The organism is Embleya sp. NPDC025285 (assembly GCF_055558835.1).
Window position 1 is genome coordinate 1 of the sequence record NZ_JBVHLU010000084.1, and the last position, 20,813, is coordinate 20,813.

Sequence of the window (20,813 nt, forward strand, 5' to 3'; positions counted from 1 at the left end):
CCGCCTCGGCACCTCGGCCACATCGGGCCAACGCACCGGGTCGATCCGAGTCGGGGCAACCTCGATCACACTCAACGCAGACTCCCTCCAGTCCTCATCGAGCATTCGTAGCCGCGTCCACGACGGATGGGTGCCCAGCCGACCGACGCACAACGACCCCACCACCCGGCAACGTCCCGACCAATCCTGCGGTCCGCCGAAACAGCCCGGTGTGGTCGCGATGCCGGCCATTCCTCCGGCGGGCGAAGGCCTCGTATCCGGGACCCGAGCCTCGGACGTGAGGCCGCGTCGATCTACCCCACGACGCGCTCGGCGACACCGCCGCCCCTGCACGCCCGCCTGGAACGTGGCGGGTCACGTTGCGCGAACAGGCTTCATACGCATAGGAGTTCTGAAAAGCGGGGAGCCACGACCACTCCAGGGTCCGTGCGACGGCTCTCCGCGAGACGGCGCAGCGGGCACAGCCGGGCCCACCCGACCGGCAGCACGGCCGCGTCGCCCGCGATCGCGGACACGGTGGTGTACGTCGGCGCCACCGACGGCACCGTGCACGCGCTGGACGCCGCCACGGGCACCAAACGCTGGACGTACCCGACCGGCAGCACGTCCTTCCCGCCCGCGACAGCGGACGGGATGGTCTACCTCGGGGCCCGCGATGGCACGCCCTACGCGCTGGACGCCGCCACCGGCACCGGGCCGTGACCGGAACCGTGCTCGCGGCAAAGCTCGGCCGCCGGCGGGGATGCCTCGATACGAGCGCGGCCCGCTATCGGTCCTGTCGCGACCGCCAAAGGTACCCGCCGTCGGTGCCGTGGTCGCGGGCGGCGCCGAGCAGGGCGCTCAGGCCGACGCAGTCGCCGAAGGTCACTCCGGACAGGTCCACGCCGACTGCTGGTGGCCGGCGAGGGCGTGGGTGAGCGCGGCGCGCAGTTGCGGGGCGGTGGCCAGGTCCGGTTCGCCGGTCACGGCCACCTCGCACGCGCTGCCCTGCGCCTGCGTGTGGACGTGGAACACGGTGTCCATCGGCACCCCCGGAAGGGCTGGGGAGGTTTTCGGCTCCCCCCGGCATGACCCCGCGGCCCCTGTCGGCGGTCCCGGTCCGTCGGAACCGGCCCTGGACCGCCGGCAGGGGACTCCACGCCCCGGACGCTGCCCCGCCCTACCGGGGGGGACGACGCCGGATTCGTGCGGACGGGCACCCGGAAGAGGGCACCGCCGTGCGCCGTAACCCGAGGCCGCCGCGGTCCCATCTGCGGCCCTCGGTCGTTCGGATCCGACGGACTTCGGGGGGCCGAGGTGAGCGAGCTTCGGGTGGGAACGCCGCGCCGGAACCGCTCGTCGGTCACCGCGGCGCCGCCACCGGATCGCGGTGTGTGTCCGGCGCGGATCACGTGGATGTGGCGGCTTCCCAGATGGCGGCGGCGATTTCGGGGTGGGCGAGGTCCGAGTGGGCGCCTTGGACCGAGAACCGCCGCCCGGAGATCACGGCATCACCCACCAGGTCGTACCGATTGGCCGACCGGATGCCGTAGTGCAGGCGGCCCGGCCCTACCACCTCGGAGGTGACGCGGTCCACGCCCGCGAGACCGTATGTCCCCACGGCGCCGTAGCGCGGCAAACGACCGGCGAGCCGATTGTCGCGGCCGACGGTGGCGGCCATACGGAAGTACCACTTGAGGGCACGGTCGTGGCGTGACCGCGTGGTGACGAGAGGCCCGGTCACCAGATCGCGGGTGATGAGAGGGTTGAAGAATCCGGACCGTTCGGTGTCGGGGATCCGGGGGGCGAAGGCCCACAGGGAGAGTGCTCCCTGCAACAGGATGAGTGAGTGTACGGATGCTGCGGGTGTGTTTTCGTCACCCTGAATCGCGCCCGCGCACACGATGGCGCCGAAACTGTGACCGACGAGATGGAATCTGGCTTGTGACGGGGCGGCGGCGCGCAGCTCTTGGAGCAGTCGGTGTCCGCCGCTGCGGCCCACCTGCCAGGCCCGTCGCTTCATCGTCCAGAAACTGGTGACCCACAGGGGCGCGAGGATCGAGCGCAATCGCCCGGCCTCGGCGCCGTCGTCTCGCGTCTCGCGGAAGTCGGCGACGATCCGTCGGGGTTCGAAGGATGCGCGATCGTCGCCCGGTGCCGCTCCGACGTGCCCCAGGGCGAGACCGGATCTCGCGTCCAAGGTCCGCAACCGTTGTTCGTCGGCTTCGGACAGTTCGGCATCCGGCTTGGCGTTCGCTTCGGCAAGCAGTGGTCGCAGTTCCTCCTCGGCGGCGGGATCACCAATCAGGTCGGTGTAGAACGCGACCTCCTGCTCAAAGGAGATCGCACCCGCAGGATGCTCCCACGGCACGCTCGGCCAGCGGATTCCCACGACCACGGGACGGAAGTCGGGACGGCGTTCGCGGAGCGCGGCCTGGGGCCCGGCGAGATGGTCGCGCATCGTGCGTATCCACTCGCTGTACATCGCGGTGGCAGTGGGGGAGTCGGTCTGCCATCCATGGCTGAGTACGAAGATGTCGGTCACCGGGCGACGGGTGTCGCCGATGGTGTCGAGCAGTCGCGCGACCACGCCTTGTTCATCGCGCCGGTTGCCGTCGCGGTCCAGTGCCACCATCGTCAAACGGCCTGTGGGGTCGGCTGTCGGTCCGGTCATCGCCGTGCTCCTGTTCTCCTCGGTCATCCGAGTCCGTACAACTCGAACGCCGCCACGGTGTCGAGTCTCACCATCCGTCCCTCGACAGGGGTGTTCCCCCGCCCGAGGAAGTGCCGTCGGGCCGCGTTGACGGCCCGCGCCCGCAGGAGCGGCCCCGCGTCGTGGTCGCCGCGCAAGTCCAGGTAGCGGGCGACGACTTCATTGGCGAACGCGATGGCGTGTGGCGCGACCACCGGTCGGCGGCAGGCGAGGACGCCGCGCGCGCGATGCACGGCGAGCCGGACGCACAGCCCTTCGACGTCCTGGTCCTCGGATTGGTCCAGGACGCCGACCGAACAGCTCACGAGCACCAGGAGATCGACCCCCCGCCAGTCGACGCCGGTGCCGTTCCACAGGCCGTCGGCCAGTTCGATGGCCGCTTCCCGGGCCATCGGTCAATCTCATGGTCATGACCGAAGACGCTACCGACCACCACCGACGCCCCGAGAGCCGCTCCGATCCACCGCAACCCCACCGACACCCACCGAAAGATCGTCACCGCATCTCCCGGTCACGACTTGCCAAGTCCGTCCGGCCCGCGCGGCGTCGGCCCTGGGGGTTGGTCCGGGAAGCGCCCCGGGGTCGATGTGCCGGCTCCGGCCCCGTTGGGGAAGACAGCTCCGCCGAAGCCCCGGGTCGCAGGTCCGGCTGTGTCGGGTTTCGTTCCGATATCTGTGACTGCATCCGTGCGGCGGGCAAGAAGCCCGCCCCAAGTCCGGCCTCGCCAACACGCTGCGCCGCCGCAGCCGGTTCGATCCGCGGGCCGTCGTCGACTGCGGCAGCCAAGCCGAAACCGCGCGTGTATGCGCGACGGCTCCGGGCATCAGACGGGCCAATTCCGTACGTACCTCGGCCGCGCTCGCCGGACGGGCTCCGGCGTCGAAGGCCATGAGCCGTCCGACCAGCCGGTGAAGCCCCGCAGGCAGATCCGGGACAACCTGCTCCAGCGGCACGACCGGCGTGGCCAGGCGCTGCTCCCACGTCTGCAGCGACTTGTCCGTGAACGGGCTGCGTCCCGCGAGCATTTCGTACATGACGACGCCGAGTGAGTAGAGGTCGCTTTGCGGCGCTTCATGGTGCGCAGCCGGTTCAGTGCCGTCCGGGTCGTGATCCTCACCAGGTACGCCCGTTGGTTGCTCACTCGGCCCAAATCCACCTTGACCCACCGCAGCCAGGTCTCCTGGAGGACGTCCTCGCCGTCGGCGGCCGATCCCAGCATCTCGTAGCGACGGTGAAGAGCAGGTTGCGGTGGGTCACGAAGGCGTCGGTCGCCGGGTCGGTGACGTGGTCGGTCATAGCTCGGGCCCCTATCGGGGTCACGCTGACGTCGTCGCGCCGCGTCAGGCCCGACACCGTCGCCCGCCTCCTCGAGGACGAGCCGACAGCCTGCGTCAACACATGGACGTCGTCGACCTGTCGGCCGACGAGCCCCGTCCCGGGGGCACCTTCGAGTACGGCTGTCCCGACCTGCGGCGCATGCAGGTGGGCCGCCACCCGGTGATGCACGAGATCACCGACACCACACTGACCATCGTCGTCATCCACATCGGCCGCCTCGGCTGAACAACCCGCCGGCAACCACCGGGACCGGTGCGCGAGACCCGGGGGCCGGCGCCGTCGTCGAACCGGCGGAGCCTTCACCCCGTCCACGCCGCTCGAAACGCCACGCGGCGACGCGGAGCTGGGCCCACCCGGTTTCCCGTGATCCGCCGGCGCAAAGCCGGTTCCGGCGTGCCCAACGCGTACGACACGTCCGAGAAGTGCTGCATCAGCCTCTACGCCCACGCGTACGCCCCGGACCGCATCCGCGTTTGGCTGACGGCTCGCTACGATCCCGGGACCGGCCCGGCCCGGCCGAGCCCTGGCCCCCGCGCGAGGGGCACTTGGAGATCCGGCTCATGCCGCACGGTGGGCTGGTCCATCGAAATCTCGAGCCGGGCAACATCATCATGGCCGAGGGCGGTCCGCGTGTCCTGGACCTCGGGGTCGCCCGGGCGGTCGCGCCGACCCGGCTCACCTCCACCGGAGCGGCCTTCGGCAGGGGACGCGCGCCGTCGCCGGGCTGCGGCCGCCGAACGGCAGGCGCTTGCCGCGGTCAACCGGGCATGACGTCGTAGCCCACCAGGCCCGGTCGGCTGCGGCTGTCGATCGCGATCACGAGGGTTCCGGCGGCCACCACCCGCTCGGCCGAGCCGATGACGAATTCCTGCGGGAGTGTGCCGGTCGCGGCCACCGATCCGTCACGGAGTCGACGCTCCTGCACCCGAACGTCCGGCCGGTCGAAAGCGGTCGATGTGCGCTCGATCGTGAATACGGACCCGTCGCGGATCGCCAACACCGCAAATTCCTCTCGGGTGACCAGCGGAAGGTGCCAGCGGACCGTCCCGGAAGCGGCATCCAAGGCCACGATCTCGGTCGCCTCCATGCCGCCGCTCGTGTCGCGCTTGTCGGCCGTTGTGACATAGGTGTCCGCGTCGCCGAAACCCAGCGTGGAAATTGTGCCGAACGGCTGCTTCAAAGGCAGTTCGCGGGTTTTGCCGCCATCGGGCCGCACGAAGACGACACCGTCGGGCTCCGTCTCGTAGGCGAATGTCTCCGCCTTCAGGGTGGAATTCGCCGCGGGCAGGTCGATCCGGCCGCGGACCCTGCCGGTGGCCGGGTCGATGTCGAGTACCCGGTAGGCGAGCGTCAGACGGGGATCCTCACATCGCTCGCGAACGCGCAACGCGGATCGGGAGAGGGTGACGTCCAGCCGTTCGCAGCCCGCCTCGCGCCACGGGAGTCGCCAGCGTTCGACGCCGCCCGAACGATCGAAGCCGCGGATGCCGTCCTCTGCCGCGACGGTGGCCACATCACCGTGCATGGCCGCCAGATTGGGGCCATCCGGTCGGCCGACCGTGTGGTGCCACAACAGGCGACCTGTCGCCATCTCGTAGGCGGCCGCCTCCTCGCACGTGGTCGGGCTCTCGAACGGCTTGCCGAACACGATCACGCCAACCCCGTCGCTGGTGGCCGTATTTCCGTCCGACGCGTGGCACGGGACCAGATCGGGTGCCGGCGGTGCGGCGATCCACAACTGCCGTCCGGTCCTCGCCTCGTACCCGCGCACTCCCGCGGCATCGATCCGCACGATCACGTTGTCGTCGCTCCACACTCCCCACAAACGCGTGTCCACGCTCTTGTCGACGTTGTACGCGGTCCAGACCCGGCGCCGGTCGCCCGCCGCAATCACTCCCTCGACGCGCGCACCGGACGGCTTGCCCGCTTGGGCACCCGTGCGCGGCTGCGACCGCTCCTCGTTGTCCGGCCTGATCAGCCACATGCCGGCCAACACGCACAGGATCAACGCGACCACGCCGAAGGCGAGCACACCGGAACGCGATATCCGGGCGGCCCTCTTCTCGTCCGAACCCTCGCGTACCGCGAGTCGCCGGGTACGCGCAGGCGGGAACGGGGCCGACGTGTCGCGATCGTCCGCAACGGGTGTCACCCGCTCGTCGACCGGGGGCACCGCGTCCGCGCCGCCGTTCGATCGCGGTGGCTTCCCCAACCGCGATTGCGCGGCGCGCGCCGCGGCGATGACCTCCCTCGGCGTCGGACGCCGGCCGGGATCCTTGGCGAGACAGGACGCCACGAGATCCCGCAGGGGTAAGGGAACACCGGTCAGATCCGGTGCCTGATGTACCGTCCGGAACACCACCGCGGCCTGCGGACCGTCCCCGAACGGTTCGCGGCCGGTGGCCGCGAACAGCAACACGCCGCCCAGCGCGAACACGTCGCCGGGCGCGCCCACCGGCTCGTCCCCGGTCAACTGCTCGGGCGAGGCATACCCCAGGGTGCCCAACGCGGCGCCGGTGCGCGTGAGTTCGTCGTCGTCGGCCGCGCGCGCGATCCCGAAGTCGATCACCCGTGGACCGTCGTCGGCCATCAGTACATTCGACGGCTTGAGGTCACGGTGCACGATGCCGGCGGCGTGGATGACGATCAACGCCTCGCCGAGCGCGGCGGCCAGGGTACACAGCCTCGCGATCGGCAGCGGTCCGTCTCGGCGCACGGACGCGCCCAGGGCCGGTCCATCGACGAACTGCGTCGCCAACCAGGGTGTTTCGGCTTCGGGACCGGAGTCGACGAGTGGCACGGTGAAGTAACTGAGGACCTGCTCCGCCGCGTTCACCTCGCGCCGAAAGCGGGTGCGGAAATCAGGATCCGCCGCGAACTCGGCGTGCACCACCTTGACCGCGACCCGGTGGCCCTCGTCGTCCTCGGCGAGGAACACGCGCCCCATGCCGCCCTGTCCGAGCCGCGCCACCAGCCGATACCCGCCGATCCTTTCGGGATCGCCGGGCTCCAACGGCTGCGCACCGTCGCGCGTCATGGTCGCTCCTCACATCGCCGCACCAGGCACCTACCCCTGCGGTTTCCACATCGTGACCACTCCCGGGTCCGCTGTCCGGCCGGTGACCAACATCAGATTGTTCCCCGCCAGTCGGGCCGCGGCGTAGTTGTAGGAGGCCAGGGGACCGCCTTCGAGCAGCGTGCCCGCAGGGCGGGGCGCGCCGTCTGCCAGGGCGTATCGGGTCAGCCCGCGAGGCTCGTCCGCAGCGAGCGCCAGGACACCTTGGTCGTCGACACCCAACACGAACGTCATGCCGCCCTCGGGCCTGCTCCGATGCCAGCGCACCCGGCCGGTGTCGGCGTCGACGGCGGCGATCCCCCTCGGCATGTTCCATCCGCCCTCGGTGACCAGGACCACGACGGTGTTCTTCCAGCCGAAAACGGATGGGGCGAGTTGGAGGTTGTTGCGCTTGTCGGGCGCCAGCGCGCCGAAGTCCTGGGAGGTCTGCAGGCGCGGACCGGGCCTGCCGTTCGCGTCGAACACGACGAGCGGTCCCGGATCGCCGCCGCCGGGTCCGGGAAGGCTCACGGTCACCGGTTCCGCGATCTCGATCCGATCGATCGGTACCCCGCCAGGCAGCGAACCGGTCCAGCGCACACGGCCGTCCGCGACGTTCACCGAACGGATGGTGCGTGCCCGGGCGGTGTCCTTCTTGTCGCGGGGGTCGCACGTCACACCCTCGGCCACGGTGGACGGCCCCACGACCGCGGTCTGCAGCGAGCAGCCCTCCGCCGCGAGGTCGTGCTCCCATGCGAAAGCGCCGTCGCGCAAGCTCCAGGCCGTCAGCACGTCTCCGGAGCGCAGGACGACCCGGTCGTGGCTGACGCCGACCGGCTGTGCCGAGGCATCGTTTTCGAAGTGGTCCGTGTTGCGGCCCGGGCGGGGCTTGTCCCATAACGCTTCGCCGGTCGAGATGTCCACGGCGACCACGCGATCGCATGTGGGTATCCTGTCCACGATCGCGCCGAAGATCACGATCCCGATGTCGCCGTCGAGGTCGCGCGCCGCCTGGCAGGGGTACATGCCCGCCCTCGGCGGGCGCAGTGTCCACAACCGGCGGCCCGTGTCCGGGTCCGTGCCGCGAACATCGGTGCCACCGACACCGACCAGCACCCGATCGGTCAACCACGCGTCGATCGCGTAGGGCCCGTTCGCACTCCCCGGCGGAGTCGTCGTGGAGACTTCCTGCGGCGCGAACGTCTCGTTCCAGGCGCGCGTCCACGACGCCGGCGACGCCGCCCCGGCGAGCGCGCTCGTGGGGTCAGGGAGCTTGGGGGCCGGCGGGTACGCCGAGGCGGTGGGTTCGGCCGTCTCGATCACGGGCGGCCGAACGGCCGGCGCCGTGGACGTGGTCGACGGGCCACCCACCGCGCCGGGTGCGGCGCCGTCGTCGCCGAGCTTCACCGCAACACCCGCGCCCACCACGACGACCAACGAGGTCACGGCCGCGAGCACGGGTCGCCATCGCCGTACACGCCCGGGTGTCGGTGACGCCGAGGCCCGGTCCCCCTTCGGATCGAGGGACGCGATCACATCCTCCGGAGTCAACCGCTCGGCAGGGTCCTTCGCGAGACACCCGAACAGGATCGGAAGAATCCATTCCGCCGCGCCTTCCAGGTCCGGTTCGCACGTGGTGACGCGGTACCCGACGACATGGGCGGGTCCGGCGCCGAAGGGACGACGGCCCGTCGCGGCGAAAGCGAGTACGGCACCGAGCGCGAACACATCGGCGGGCGGGGCCGAGTCCGCGAGGACCAACTGCTCGGGAGCCATGTAGCCGGGAGTGCCGATCAACACGCCCGTGCCGGTCAGCTTCGTCGCGTCCGCGGCGCGCGCGATGCCCAGGTCGATCACCAACGGTCCCTCGTCGGCGTCCATCAACACGTTGGACGGCTTGAGATCGCGGTGCACGAGCCCTGCGGCGTGGATGTCGCGCAGCGCACCCGCGAGGGCAACCCCGAGGCCCTGCAACGCGTAGTCCCCGAACCCACCCCATGCGTCGACCACTTCGCGCAGCGAAGGGCCCTCCACATAGGCCGTGGCCAGCCACTGCTCCTCCGCCTGCGGGTCGGCTGCCACCAACGGCACGAGGTACCGGCTCCGCACCGCCCGCGCGGCAGCCACCTCGCGCGCGAAGCGCGCGCGAAACGACGGGTCGCGGGACAGATGCGGGTGGATGATCTTGACCGCGACCCGTCTGCCCGCCGCATCGTCCGCCGGACGCGCGAGATACACCCGGCCCATGCCTCCCTCACCGAGCGATCGCTCGACGAGATACGGACCTATCCGACGTCCCACACCATGGCGCCGCCCTGTGGGCGGGCTCCCCGTCCCCATCGCAGAGATGCTACAAGAGGGCGTCTGAGAAGGGCCGTTCAGGGATGCGAGGTGGCGAGGAATGCCCTCACGGTCGAGGACCTTGAGGTGGGGCACGCTTCGCCGACGATGGACCACGGCGCAGCGGCGGGTTGGTGGGGCTGCCGGTGGCGACATGGGCGGAGCATCCACCAGCACATGGTGCTTCCGCGCGGGAGCAGCGCTCTCGAACGGCGCCGCGCCACGGGTCGGAACCCTGTCCCCCGGCTCGCCACGGCGGATGTCGCCGGACCGAGGGGGTCAGCGGCTGAGGTCGAGGACCCGTACTGCTTGTCCGGCCCATCGGTCGGGGGTGGTGGTGGCCACGAACGCGCCGCCCGGACGTTCGAGGGTGGGCCGGGCCGCGTGGCGGGCGTGTGCCGCGCCCCGGGTGTCGTCGGGGGCGATCGCCAGTGCGGCGGACAGGTCCGGTGCGAGGACGCCGACGCCGGGCAGCGCGGCGATGTGCTCGGCGGCACCGGGGCGAATCCGGCCGGCCTCGACCAGGGCGCAGGCCGGAGCGTACGGAAACCAGCCCGGACACGGCTCGGACACCGCCCACACCCCGGATCGGGCGGTCGCAGCCGCGCCGCACAGCGCCGGGCACCGATACGGCCGATGCGTCGCGTGCGGTTACACGACGCGACTCCCTCGATGGATGAACTCGGCCTGCCCGCAGGGGAGATCATGCCGGGTGCGAGCACAGGAAGCGGCAGGGAATCCGAATCCGCTCCCCTGTTCAGCCGACGTCGTGAGGCTCCTCCTCGGCGTCACCGTCGCCGTCGGGGTCGGGGTCGACGCCCTTGTTCGGGGCACCCGCCAGGCCGTGTACCGCGGCGGGCTCGTCAGCCGCAGGGCGGCCCGAGGATCCTGCGACGATGACGAATCGATCCCCGTCCATCGAGCTGGCTGCGCCGGCGGGGCGGTGCCGGGGGCCGGAGGCCGGGATCAGCGACGCAAGGCCCTTGCCCGAACCGGGCGACCGACGCGCGACGGGAGGTGTGGTCGGTGGCCGGTGTCGGGGCGGAGCGGACGAGGTCTTCGGATCGGGCGCCGAGGCGGTCGGTCGCACCTCGGCCACCGAAGTCCGCGGGCCCGACGCGGTGTCGGCGAATCCGTCCCCGGTGGCCGGGGGGAACGCGAAGGGCGGCGGGGGCGACTCCGGCGGTGCGGGCGGTACGACGCCGAGCCCGGGCCAGGTCTCGCGGACCTCGTCCAGGAAGGCGCGATGGTCGCTGCCGTGGGACACCGTGGCGGCGCACAGGGCGTCGAGGGCGGCCTGCAGGGAGTCCGGCTCGGCGGCGCCGAGCAACGCCGGCAGGGCGAACGCCTGTCGGAGCGCGTTGCGGGTGGTGTCGCCCGGGAGGGTGATCGTGGTGCGCGGAACATTCGGGTCCTCGAGCAGGTGCCGCCACGCTTCGCCCGGGTCGTCGAACGGCTGGGGCAGCGGTGCGCCCGCGTCGAGCGCGGCCAACGCGGGGGCGATCCAGTCGACGTCCGCCAAGCCCGCCGCGGCACAGGCGCGGTGCGCGGCCCAGCGGGCGATCCGGCGTTGCGTCGCGTCGTCCACGCGTGCGATCGCGTGGACCAGGTGCACGTCCAGCATGCGCATCCTGTGCACGTTCCCGCCCACCCGCCGCAGCCGCTCGGTCGGCAACCGGCCCGCCCACTGGCGTAGTTCGTACTCCCGGGCACGCTCCGCCCGCGCGCGGGCCTCCTCCTCCCGGGCAGCGCGCGCTGCCGCGGCCCGCTCCCGGGGCGTCGGTGGCGGCGGCTGTTGCCGGGCGAACTTGTGCCAGTACGCCGCCAGGTCGCTCGTCTGGCGCACCACACGGTCCGGTTCCGCGGGCGCGGGCCACAACTGCAGCAGGTAGCGGTCCACCGGCTGCTCGCCGGCGGACACCACGCCGTGCGCGGAGGCCTCGTCCATCCCCACCGCGCAGTACCGCACCCGATGGTCGACCGGGTCGAGTTCGAACCCGCACGCGTCGGCGTCCCCCCACTGCGCGAGCCGCACGGCGCGGGTCAGCGGGGTGAACGGGGCCTCGACCACGTCCTCCCACCGCCCGTCCACCGCGGGCGGCCCGTCGTGGACCTCGATGGTCAGCCCGACGCGGCCGGTGTGCATACCGGTGACCAGGAACAGGAACCCCTCCACCGCGGCGCCGCACAAGCCGTTCGCCTGACCCGCCCAGTGCTCCCCCTCGATCGCCGCCCCGTCGACGCGGCTGTCGACGTACATCTGCGAGTACGCCACATGCACCGAACCCTCGAACACCGTTCGCACGAGCACTCCCCCCGAAACGTCACCGGCTCCGGCGTCCCGGCCCCGGGCCACCAGGCGTCATGCTGCCGCAGGGCACGGACAACACGAGCATCGGCGCATGTCCGGCACGGGGTTCCGCTGGGAACGTCTCCCCATGCCCGACGAGTTCGCACCACGCGGGCGGCTGCGTCGAAGGCGCGCGGCAGATGCGCGGCGAAGGTGTCGTCGACGCGGACGCCGTTGCTGAACAGTTCCAGAACGAATCTCCCTCGAACCCTGGCCCGCCGGGTCGAGGGCGAGGATGCCGCTTGACCTCAACCTTCCTTGAAGTGTGAGGGTCATGTCATCGAACGGCGAGACGAGGAGATTCCGATGACACGGCCCGAGATCCTGGTGACCGGCGCGACCGGAAAGGTCGGCGGCGCGCTGGTGTCCCGACTGCACGCGGCGGGCGTGCCCGTGCGGGCGTTGGTGAGAGCGGAGGCGGACTTCCCGGAAGGTGTGCGGGCGGTACGCGGCGATCTCGGTGATCCCGCGTCGCTGGACACGGCCCTGCGGGGCGTCGACGCGGTCTTCCTGGTGTGGCCCTTCATGAGCGCCGAGGGCGCATCGGATGTGATCGACGCGATCGGAAGGCACGCCCGACGGGTGGTGTACCTGTCGTCCGCCGGCGTCGGGGGCAAGGAGGAGAAGCCTGGCGAGGCGATCACCATGTTCCACACGGAGTTGGAGCGGCTGATCGAGGCATCGGGCCTGGAGTGGACGGCGCTGCGGCCCACCGGGTTCGCGAGCAACACGCTGGGCTGGGCGGAGGAGGTCCGCACCACCGGTGCGGTACGGGCGCCGCTGGCCCGGTTGGCCCGCCCGCTGATCCACGAGGCGGACATTGCCGCGGTCGCCGTTCGGGCGCTGACGACCGACGCCCTGCTCGGCGCCCGCCCGTTGATCACCGGCCTCGAACCGGTCACCCAGGAACGCCAGGTGGCGCTGATCGGCGAGGCGATCGGGCGGCCGGTGCGGTTCGAGGAGATCACCCTGGACGAGGCCGGCGCGCAGATGAGGGCCGCGGGCTGGCCGGCGGAGCTGGTGGAGGCCGTGTTGCCGGCCCAGTTGGAGATGCTCGAGCACCCGGAACCGGTCAACGACGAGGTGGAGCGCATCACGGGTACCCCGGCCCGATCCTTCCGGGAGTGGGCGGTGGACCACGCCGCGGACTTCCGCTGACAGGGACATCCATGCGTTGACACGGAAAAGCGGCTCGGGACCAAGGAATTCGCGGACCGCGATGCGGCACGGGCCGGACCGTTCGACGCGCAGGCGAGGCGATACCGATGATTCCTGCGGTCGTTGTTCGCAGGGGCAGGACCGCTCTGGGGAGCGACGGGCCCGCTTCGCGTTGCGCGTGCACGCGGGGCGGGCCGGTCGGGTTGTGAGAGTTGGAAGACCTCCCCGCGTGCGTAGGCTCGGAACTTGAGTACCGGGGTCGCGACTTGTGCGATCTCCTCGATGCGTCACCGGGGCGTGGATGCCGCCCGCCCGGGCTCGGCCGGCATCCACCGCCGCCATCCGACGCGGCGAACGCCGGGTGACCGGCCGGTCCGATGTCCTCGCCGAGGATTTTCGGAAAGGGACAGTATTCACTCGCGCCCACGCTGAGCCCTCCGGCCCGGTGACAACCCGGGATTCCCCGGACCGGTTCGACGTGTGGACGGCTGGACCGCCTGTAGGTTCGCCCGGTCTCGTCCCTAAGGCCCGCCACGCCGCTCCCTGCTCACGTCCGCGATCGCGCCGCGCTGCCCGGTCCGATCATGGGGGAAGAGGCCCCGGCGCGGGGCGATTCATTGGGCATCCACCATGCCTGTCGAATTGTACTGCGAATCAGTCATTTTCTATCATTTCTTCAATAATGTTCCTTTGGTAGTGTCCCGGCCGTCGGAGGATGCGGCCGGGGCACCGCCCCGGCTCGCGGGCCATCGTGGGGATCCCGACCCTCGCGACGGCCGGCGCACCCGGACGCGCGCATCGCGGTGAGCCGGCGGGGCACAACGGCCGCGCGCGTCCCCGGACGCACGCCCGGCTCGTTGAGCGTGTACGCACCGACCGCCCCCGTGGGCAGGCCGCCCGCCCGGGGTTCCATCCCCCAGGACGCCGGGCGACGCCCCTCCCCTCTCCGGCCGAACCCGGGGTTGTCCGGGCCGTCTTCGGGTGCCGGGATCGGTCTGCGGTCACCGGCTTCGGGCGTAGTGTGCTCTGGTCTTGGCGCGGTTGCCGCATTCGGCCATCGAGCACCATCGCCGTCGACCGTTCTTGGACACGTCCGCGAACCAGAGTGTGCACTCCGGGTTCGCGCAGCGTCTGATTCGCTCCGGATCCGTGGTGCGGAGCAACTCCAGGTAGGCGCGCGCCGCTTCCCAGGCCGGTCGCCATGCCGGGTCGGTGACGTCCACCTGCTCGGTGGGGCCCTGCGCGCCGAGTCCGAGGCGGATCGTCCCGCGTGCGAGGACCGCTTCGAGGTCCTGGTACGCCCCTTCCTCCAGCGCGGCGCGGATCGCCTCCCGGGTGGCGACGAGCGCGTCGCGCACCGCGTCGAGGACCGTCTCGGGCGTGGTGTCGAGGAGTTCGTCCAAGGCGTGTTCGGCCAGCCAGGCCCGCAGCAGGGCCGGGTCGTCCAGGTGGTCGTGCCGGGCCCCGTGCAGCGGCCAGTGCGTGTTCGCGAGGTCCAGCGCCAGGGGTTCGCCGGTCAGCGGTCGGATGTCCATACCGACCAATCTAACCGATGAATGAGTGTTGACAGGTTAGATTCCGGTCATCTAATGTCTGGGCATCGAGCTAGTCGTTAGAAACAGGGGGGTGGCTTTAGTGCCGCGCATCGGCAGTACCGGGGCAGGACTGGCGGCCATGACCGTGTCGTTCGGCCTCAACTTCTCCGCGGGGGTGTTCTTCGCACCGGTCGCGGAGGACTACGGCATCGGCGCCGGGACCCTCGCGGTCGCGGCGGCGCTGTCCACGGCGGTCACCGGCGCCGCCCAGCCGCTGGTCGGCGTCCTGCTCGACCGGATCGGCGCGAAGCGGGTGATCGTCGCGGCACTCCTACTGCTGTCGACGAGCTACCTGGCGCTCGGCGCGGCCCGCGGCGCCGGGCAGTTCGTGGCGGCGTACGTGGTGCTCGGCGGCCTGGGCTTCGCGGGTTCCTCCAGCCTCGCCGTCAGTACCCTGATCGCCCGGGCCGAAGGCAACCGCGCGGCACCGGCGCTGGCCCGCGCCACGATCGGCATCAACCTCGGGCAGCTGGTCGTCCCGTGGGCGGCGGCCGGGCTGTTCGGGCCGTTGGGGACGCGCGGCACGTACGCGGCGATCGGCGCGGCGGGGCTCGCCGCCACCGCGGTGCTCGCGGCGGCGGTCCCCACGGACCGTCAGACCGCAGCCGTGCCGGGTGCTTCCGAAGTTTCCAAGGCTTCCGGCGCCGCCCTCGCGACCGAGGGAGCGGGGCCGGGCCTGCCGAAGCGGCAATCGCTGCGCGGCCGCGGGCGCACCCTCGCCGCGTTCGGGCTGCATGCCGCGACCCTGTACGCGATGGTCCTGCTGCTCCCCAAGCACGCCGTCGAACTGGGCTGGTCGGCCGCGGCCGGCGGCAGCCTGGTCGCGGTGGCCGCCGCCGCTGCCGCGGTGTCGTCCGCGGTGACCGCACGCCTCGTCGGTCACACCGCGCCCGAACGCCTGCTACCCGTCATGCACACGCTGCGCGCCGCGTCCCTCGTGCTCGCGGCGGCGGCTCCCGACCCCCGGCTGCTCATCGTCGCCGCCGCGCTGTTCGGCGCCGCGTCGTTCACGGTGATCCCCCTGACCATGGCGATCGTCACCCGCGGCCTCGACCCGGCACGCCTGGGTCGAACGCTCGCCCCGGCCTGGATCGTTCACCAGGGCTCGGCCGGCCTCGGCCTCGCCCTGGCCGCCGCCGGACACGCCGCCACCGGCGGTTACCGCGCCTACTTCGCGGCCGGCGTCGGGCTCAGCCTGCTCGCCGCCGTCCTGACCTCGACCACCGCGAGAGCGACCCGTACCGCCGCACGCAACACCGTGTCGACCGCAGCTCTCGCATCCTCCGCATCCACTTCGTGACCCGGAAAGGGACGATCCCCATGAACGCCATCGCCACCCCCGCAACCGCCGCCACCCCCACCGCCGCCGACCGCGCCATCCGCCACGCCACCGTGGAGATCGACGGACTGAACGTCTTCTACCGCGAGGCCGGCGACCCGGCGAACCCCACGCTGCTCCTGCTGCACGGCTTCCCGTCCAGCTCCGCGATGTACCGCGACCTGATCGGCGAACTCGCCGACACCTACCACCTGGTGGCCCCCGACCACATCGGTTTCGGGCAGTCGGACGCACCGGCCGTGGACACCTTCCCGTACAGCTTCGACAAGCTGACCGAGGTCACCCTCAAGCTCGTCGACCACCTCGGCCTGGACCGGTTCGCGTTGTACATCCAGGACTACGGCGCCCCCATCGGCCTGCGGATCGCCGCAGCCCACCCCGAGCGCGTCACCGCGTTGATCAGCCAGAGTGGCAACGCCTACCTGGAGGGCTTCACCCCGTTCTGGGACGTCCTGTTCGCGCACGCCAAGGACCGCGAGACGCACGAGCCCGCGGTGCGCGAACTGCTGACCGCCGAGGCCACCAAGTGGCAGCACGCGCACGGCATCCCGGCGGACCGCCTGGCCCGGGTGGCCCCCGACGCGTGGGTCCTGGACCAGGCGTATCTGGACCGGCCCGGCAACAAGGAGATCCAGCTCCAGCTTTTCTGGGACTACCAGTTCAACCTGGACGGCTACCCGACCTTCCAGGAGCCCGCACCCACCGGCCGCCGACGCTGGTCGCGTGGGGCGCGGGCGACGAGATCTTCGGCCCGGACGGGGCCCGCGCATTCGCCCGCGACCTGCCCGACGCGGAGATCCACCTGCTCGACGCCGGGCACTTCGCGCTCGCCACCCACACCCCGGAGATCGCGGCGCTGATCCGCGACTTCCTCGGGCGCAACGTCTCCTGACCGGCACGCACACGCACATTTCCGCGCACGCGGTGCCGCACTCGCCCACCGGGGCCGAGCGCGGCACCGCGTCTTGCCGGGACGCGCCGGCGGGTGTGGGTGTCGACGTCACCGAGCAGAAGGAGCGGCCCGCGATGTCGGCGGTAGAGGCGGTGCGGGCGGACCGGTGGGCGCTCACCCTCGCCGCGGCGGCCGCGTTCCGGGAACGCGAGGGGCACCTCACCGTCCCGCGCAAGCACGTCGAATCCGTTGAACACGGCGGCGAGGCGCACCAGGTCAGGTTGGGGGCCGCCCTCGCGAACGCGCGACAACGACGCGCCACATACCCGCCCGAGCGGCTCGACGCGCTTTCCGCGCTCGACATGCGATGGACATCCGCCGCGGCCGTCGGCGTCGAGGTGACCTGGGACCGCACCGCCACCTGCGGCAAGCGCCACGCCCAGATGCACGTCCTCGCCGACGAGTCGTGCGACCTGCAGGCAGTGGCACACAGTCGGTACGGCGTTTCCGGTGCCACAACCCACTGGCCCCCTCCTGAGCCGTTCGGCCCAGGAGGGGCCTTGTTTCAGGCCTCGAGCAGGGACTCGAGGACGCGGGCGAACTTTGCCGGCTCGGCGCTCGCGCCGAGGTGGTTGCCGGGCGCTGCTGGCACCGGTACCACGCGGATCGTGGGTGACGACGGTGAACCGGCCTGCGAGCTCATGCGCCAGTGCTGCGAAACCGGCCCGCCCGGCCGGCGCGCCGACGAGGAACAGCAGTGGCCCCTCACCCTGGACACCGAAGGCGATCGTGCAGTCCGGTCGGTCGAGAAGTTCCACCGAACTCGTGATCCGATCGTCGAAGTCCGCGATCTTGCGAGTGATCACATCCAGCGCACGGTCCAGTTCCTCGCGCCTGTCGTAAACACGACGGCGATGAGCCTTCAGCAATCCCACTCGGAGCCCGGCCGGATCGGTCGCCATGTCGTCGGCGCCTGTGAACTGTGCGATGCCGGCAAGTGGCATCCCCGTCTCACGGAGATGAACCAGCATGCGGATCAGCTCGACGTCGGCCGTCGTGTATCGGCGACGTCCCGCGTTGTCGCGCCCTGGCGACGGTACGACTCCCTGACGTTCGAAGTATCGCAATGTGTCGGGCGCCAGACCGATCAACGCCGAGACCTCCGCGATACCGAACACCTCATCTGCCTCACTCATGCCTCAAGCCTCGCCCCTGGACCTCGGTACAGGTCAAGCGACGGCCGGCCGCGGCTTGGACACAACCAATCGCCCTTTCCGGTTCGAAACGGCCGCCGGCACGTTGCTCCGCCCAGGAAGGGGATGGGGATGCGGCTGATCGACCTCCGCTCTCCAGCCCCGGAACCCGTCGGTGGTGACGGACTTCGTGCGGCCATCGACCCCGATGAACGCGACCGGCCCCGCGGCCACCTCGCCGCTGCACGCTCGGTACGCCCCGGGGCCGTACGACGGGCGGCCACGTCGCGCCGTCGCCCGGACGCCGACGTGAACGGCCCACTCCGCCTCGACAAGCCCAAACGGTCCTCGGTGGCACGGAAAACAGTCAGCGGCCGGCCGCCGCGAGGACGAGTTCGGCCGTCTTCCGGGCCGCAAGGGCGGGGTGGGCGTCGGGACGGGTGACCGCGTGGGCGAGGACGCCGTCGACGAGGACGAGGAGTTGGGTGGCGCCGAGTTCGGGTTCGGGATGGCCGAAGTGGGTCAACTCGTGGGTGAAGAGGGCGTGTAGGCCGTCCTTGTAGCGGCGGATTTCGGCGTGGGCGGGGTGGTCCCGATTCGTGAGGGCCATATCCGCGGAGGTGTAGCGGCAGCCGTTGAAGGCCGGGTCGGTGGTGATCCGCTCCAATTCGTCGAAGACGGCGAGGATGCGCGCGCGCGGGTCGTCACCGGCGGCGTCCATCACCGCGCGGTAGCGGCCCTTGTCGGCTGCGAGACGCAGCACTTCGGCGATGAGGCCGTCCTTGCCGCCGAAGTGCTGGTAGAGGGAACGGCGTGCGACGTCGGCTTGCCTCAGGATCGCGTCGACTCCGACGTGTACGCCTTCACGGTAGGTCAGGTCGCGGGCGGCTTCCAGCAGGCGTTCGCGGGGTCCGGGGCGCGTCGTGCTCATGGGCGGAAGTATCCCATGGAGTTGACAGATAGATCAACTGGTCGATCTACTCTGCGTATACCGATCGTTCTACCTCCAGGAGCGGCCATGCCCGGGGCAATGACCCTGCCCACCGTGTTGACCGGTGTCTTCGTGACGATCCTCGACTTCTTCATCGTCAACGTCGCCATTCCCTCCGTCGAAAGCGACCTGCACTCCGGATCCACCGCGACCGAGTGGGTGGTGGCCGGGTACGGTCTCGCCTACGGTTCCGGCCTGATCCTCGGCAGTCGGCTCGGCGACATCCACGGCCGTCGCCGCGTATTCACCATCGGTCTGGCCCTGTTCACCGTGGCCTCGGTCGCCTGCGGGCTCGCTCCCGACGCGAACACGCTCGTCGCCGCCCGCATCGCGCAGGGCCTCGCTGCGGCTGTGCTCTCCCCGCAGGTCCTGGCCATCATCAGGACCGCGTACGTCGGCTCCGCGCAGGCCCGGGCCGTCGGCGCCTATGCCATGACCATGGGTTTGGCCGCGGTGTTTGGCCAACTCATCGGCGGCGCACTCATCCAGGCCGACGTGTTCGGTCTGGGCTGGCGCGCCTGCTTCCTCATCAATGTGCCCATCGGCCTGGTTGTTCTGACGGTCGCCAAGCGCGTGCTGCCGGAAAGCCGCAACGAGTCGGCCGCCCGCCTCGACCCGATCGGCGCCGGGCTGATCACCCTCGCCCTGATCGCCGCCCTGCTCCCGCTGATCGAGGGACGCGAGCAAGGCTGGCCGATGTGGACATGGTTCTCGTTCGCCGCAGCGGCCCTCCTACCCGTCGGCTACGTGCTGCGGCGTCACGAAGCGCCGGTGGTCGACACCGCCTTGTTCCGCGAACGGGCCTTCACCATCGGGATGTTCGCCACCCTGGTGTTCACCATGGGGATGGCCGCGTACTTTCTGGTCTTCGCGCTCTACATGCAACAGGCTCGCGATCTGGACGCGCTCGAGGCCGGACTGATCTTCGCCCCTGTGGGGATGGGCTACCTCACCGCCTCTCTGATCGCGCCTCGCCTCGTCGCGCGCTTCGGCCGACACGTGATCACCGCAGGAGCCGGAGTACGCGCCCTCGCCCTCACCGGCCTCCTCCTCGCGGTTCACCACGACGCCCCGCTCGCCGTCATGGCCCCCGTGCTGGCGGTCGACGGCCTCGGCATGGGCCTTGCCCTCGCCCCGCTCCTGGGTACGGTGCTCGCCGCTGTCCCCCAGCGGCACGCGGGCGCGGCGGCAGGCGTCCTCACCACCGCCCAGCAGGCAGGCGGCGCGCTCGGCGTCGGCATCGTCGGAGTCGTCTTCTACGGAGCCGCCGACAACGGCGACAACATCCCACAGGCATTCGAGCACAGCCTGGTGTACCTGATCGCAGTCGCAGTGGCGCTGGGCATCCTGGTGCGACTGCTGCCCGAACCGCGGGTGACCACCCCCTCACCTCCCCACCGATCCGTGCAGCCGACCCGCCGGCAGCCGACTCCCACGTCCTGAAGCCACTGACCCACGAAATTCCCGAGGAGAACACGAACCATGCGCATCACCGACCCCGACTCCTTCGCCCACCGCTACGTGGCCATGTGGAACGAACCGGAACAGGGGGCCCGCCGGTCGGCCATCATCGAATTGTTCGCCCCCGGCGCCGTCCACTACACGCCCACACGCGAGGTCCACGGGCGCGCGGAAATGGAATCCCGGGTGCGGGGATCGTACGAGCAATGGGTCAAGCCGGGCGTCCACTTCTTCCGAGCGGCCGGCGCCGACGCCCACCACGACGCGGTACGGCTCACCTGGGAAATGGTTTCTGCGGCCACCGGCGAAATTGCCTCCGTGGGAACGGACTTCATCGTCGTCGACGCGACCGGGCGCATACTCGCCGACTACCAGTTCATCGTGAGCTGACAGATCGGATCGGCCACGC

Annotated in this window: 15 protein-coding genes and 4 pseudogenes; 8 read left to right on the plus strand and 11 right to left on the minus strand. The window is 71.1% G+C overall.

Annotated features, from left to right (window positions below; translation table 11 throughout):
- Positions 1 to 426: 426 nt before the first annotated feature.
- Complete coding sequence (locus tag ACZ4FV_RS38675; RefSeq protein WP_465325272.1) at positions 427 to 702, plus strand: outer membrane protein assembly factor BamB family protein; 276 nt, start codon at positions 427 to 429, stop codon at positions 700 to 702.
- A 162-nt stretch (positions 703 to 864) separates the two neighbouring features.
- Here ACZ4FV_RS38675 and ACZ4FV_RS38680 read toward each other — a convergent pair whose 3' ends face one another.
- From ACZ4FV_RS38680 to ACZ4FV_RS38695, 4 genes and pseudogenes are all read right to left on the minus strand, one after another.
- Positions 865 to 1,023 carry an STAS domain-containing protein gene (locus ACZ4FV_RS38680; RefSeq protein WP_465325274.1) on the minus strand — a complete coding sequence of 53 codons (159 nt, stop codon included), beginning with the start codon at positions 1,021 to 1,023 and terminating at the stop codon, positions 865 to 867.
- 364 nt (positions 1,024 to 1,387) lie between these two features.
- A complete protein-coding gene (locus ACZ4FV_RS38685) occupies positions 1,388 to 2,653 on the minus strand; it encodes a hypothetical protein (RefSeq protein ID WP_465325276.1) in 1,266 nt (421 codons plus the stop codon).
- A gap of 23 nt (positions 2,654 to 2,676) precedes the next feature.
- Positions 2,677 to 3,084, minus strand: a complete 408-nt coding sequence (locus tag ACZ4FV_RS38690; RefSeq protein WP_465325278.1) for a hypothetical protein — start codon at positions 3,082 to 3,084, stop codon at positions 2,677 to 2,679.
- A gap of 668 nt (positions 3,085 to 3,752) precedes the next feature.
- Positions 3,753 to 3,988, minus strand: a pseudogene (locus ACZ4FV_RS38695) (sigma factor); the annotation flags it as partial.
- A gap of 102 nt (positions 3,989 to 4,090) precedes the next feature.
- On the opposite strand from ACZ4FV_RS38695, the gene ACZ4FV_RS38700 reads away from it, so the two are divergent.
- Positions 4,091 to 4,255, plus strand: coding sequence for a hypothetical protein (locus tag ACZ4FV_RS38700; protein WP_465325281.1), 165 nt, complete (start codon positions 4,091 to 4,093; stop codon positions 4,253 to 4,255).
- A 532-nt stretch (positions 4,256 to 4,787) separates the two neighbouring features.
- Here the strand turns inward: ACZ4FV_RS38700 and ACZ4FV_RS38705 are convergent.
- The 4 genes from ACZ4FV_RS38705 to ACZ4FV_RS38720 form a co-directional block, all read right to left on the minus strand.
- The gene (locus ACZ4FV_RS38705; RefSeq protein WP_465325283.1) at positions 4,788 to 7,067 is read right to left on the minus strand and encodes a protein kinase domain-containing protein; all 2,280 of its coding nucleotides are present in this window, start codon (positions 7,065 to 7,067) and stop codon (positions 4,788 to 4,790) included.
- 30 nt (positions 7,068 to 7,097) lie between these two features.
- Positions 7,098 to 9,581 (minus strand): protein kinase domain-containing protein, encoded by a 2,484-nt coding sequence (locus tag ACZ4FV_RS38710; protein WP_465325285.1) that lies wholly within the window; start codon positions 9,579 to 9,581, stop codon positions 7,098 to 7,100.
- A 123-nt stretch (positions 9,582 to 9,704) separates the two neighbouring features.
- A complete protein-coding gene (locus ACZ4FV_RS38715) occupies positions 9,705 to 9,998 on the minus strand; it encodes a hypothetical protein (RefSeq protein ID WP_465325287.1) in 294 nt (97 codons plus the stop codon).
- A 184-nt stretch (positions 9,999 to 10,182) separates the two neighbouring features.
- Positions 10,183 to 11,730, minus strand: coding sequence for a hypothetical protein (locus ACZ4FV_RS38720; RefSeq protein WP_465325288.1), 1,548 nt, complete (start codon positions 11,728 to 11,730; stop codon positions 10,183 to 10,185).
- 351 nt (positions 11,731 to 12,081) lie between these two features.
- Here ACZ4FV_RS38720 and ACZ4FV_RS38725 point away from each other — a divergent pair, with 351 nt between their 5' ends.
- Positions 12,082 to 12,933: an NAD(P)H-binding protein gene (locus tag ACZ4FV_RS38725; RefSeq protein ID WP_402239066.1), complete on the plus strand. Its 852-nt coding sequence runs from the start codon at positions 12,082 to 12,084 to the stop codon at positions 12,931 to 12,933.
- Positions 12,934 to 13,934: 1,001 nt separating this feature from the next.
- Here the strand turns inward: ACZ4FV_RS38725 and ACZ4FV_RS38730 are convergent.
- Positions 13,935 to 14,468, minus strand: coding sequence for a CGNR zinc finger domain-containing protein (locus ACZ4FV_RS38730; protein ID WP_465325291.1), 534 nt, complete (start codon positions 14,466 to 14,468; stop codon positions 13,935 to 13,937).
- 139 nt (positions 14,469 to 14,607) lie between these two features.
- Between ACZ4FV_RS38730 and ACZ4FV_RS38735 the strand changes: the two genes are divergently transcribed.
- The 3 genes and pseudogenes from ACZ4FV_RS38735 to ACZ4FV_RS38745 all read left to right on the plus strand — a co-directional run.
- Complete coding sequence (locus tag ACZ4FV_RS38735) at positions 14,608 to 15,828, plus strand: MFS transporter (protein WP_465325293.1); 1,221 nt, start codon at positions 14,608 to 14,610, stop codon at positions 15,826 to 15,828.
- 188 nt (positions 15,829 to 16,016) lie between these two features.
- Positions 16,017 to 16,759: pseudogene (locus tag ACZ4FV_RS38740) on the plus strand (alpha/beta fold hydrolase).
- A gap of 134 nt (positions 16,760 to 16,893) precedes the next feature.
- Positions 16,894 to 17,112, plus strand: a pseudogene (locus ACZ4FV_RS38745) (Helicase associated domain protein); the annotation flags it as partial.
- Positions 17,113 to 17,799: 687 nt separating this feature from the next.
- Here the strand turns inward: ACZ4FV_RS38745 and ACZ4FV_RS38750 are convergent.
- A pseudogene (locus tag ACZ4FV_RS38750) lies at positions 17,800 to 17,955 on the minus strand (MerR family DNA-binding transcriptional regulator); the annotation flags it as partial.
- 364 nt (positions 17,956 to 18,319) lie between these two features.
- A complete protein-coding gene (locus tag ACZ4FV_RS38755) occupies positions 18,320 to 18,883 on the minus strand; it encodes a TetR/AcrR family transcriptional regulator (protein WP_465325295.1) in 564 nt (187 codons plus the stop codon).
- An 87-nt stretch (positions 18,884 to 18,970) separates the two neighbouring features.
- On the opposite strand from ACZ4FV_RS38755, the gene ACZ4FV_RS38760 reads away from it, so the two are divergent.
- A complete protein-coding gene (locus tag ACZ4FV_RS38760) occupies positions 18,971 to 20,386 on the plus strand; it encodes an MFS transporter (protein WP_465325297.1) in 1,416 nt (471 codons plus the stop codon).
- A 39-nt stretch (positions 20,387 to 20,425) separates the two neighbouring features.
- Entirely contained in the window at positions 20,426 to 20,794 is a 369-nt protein-coding gene (locus ACZ4FV_RS38765) for a nuclear transport factor 2 family protein (protein WP_465325299.1), read from the plus strand.
- Positions 20,795 to 20,813 lie beyond the last annotated feature (19 nt).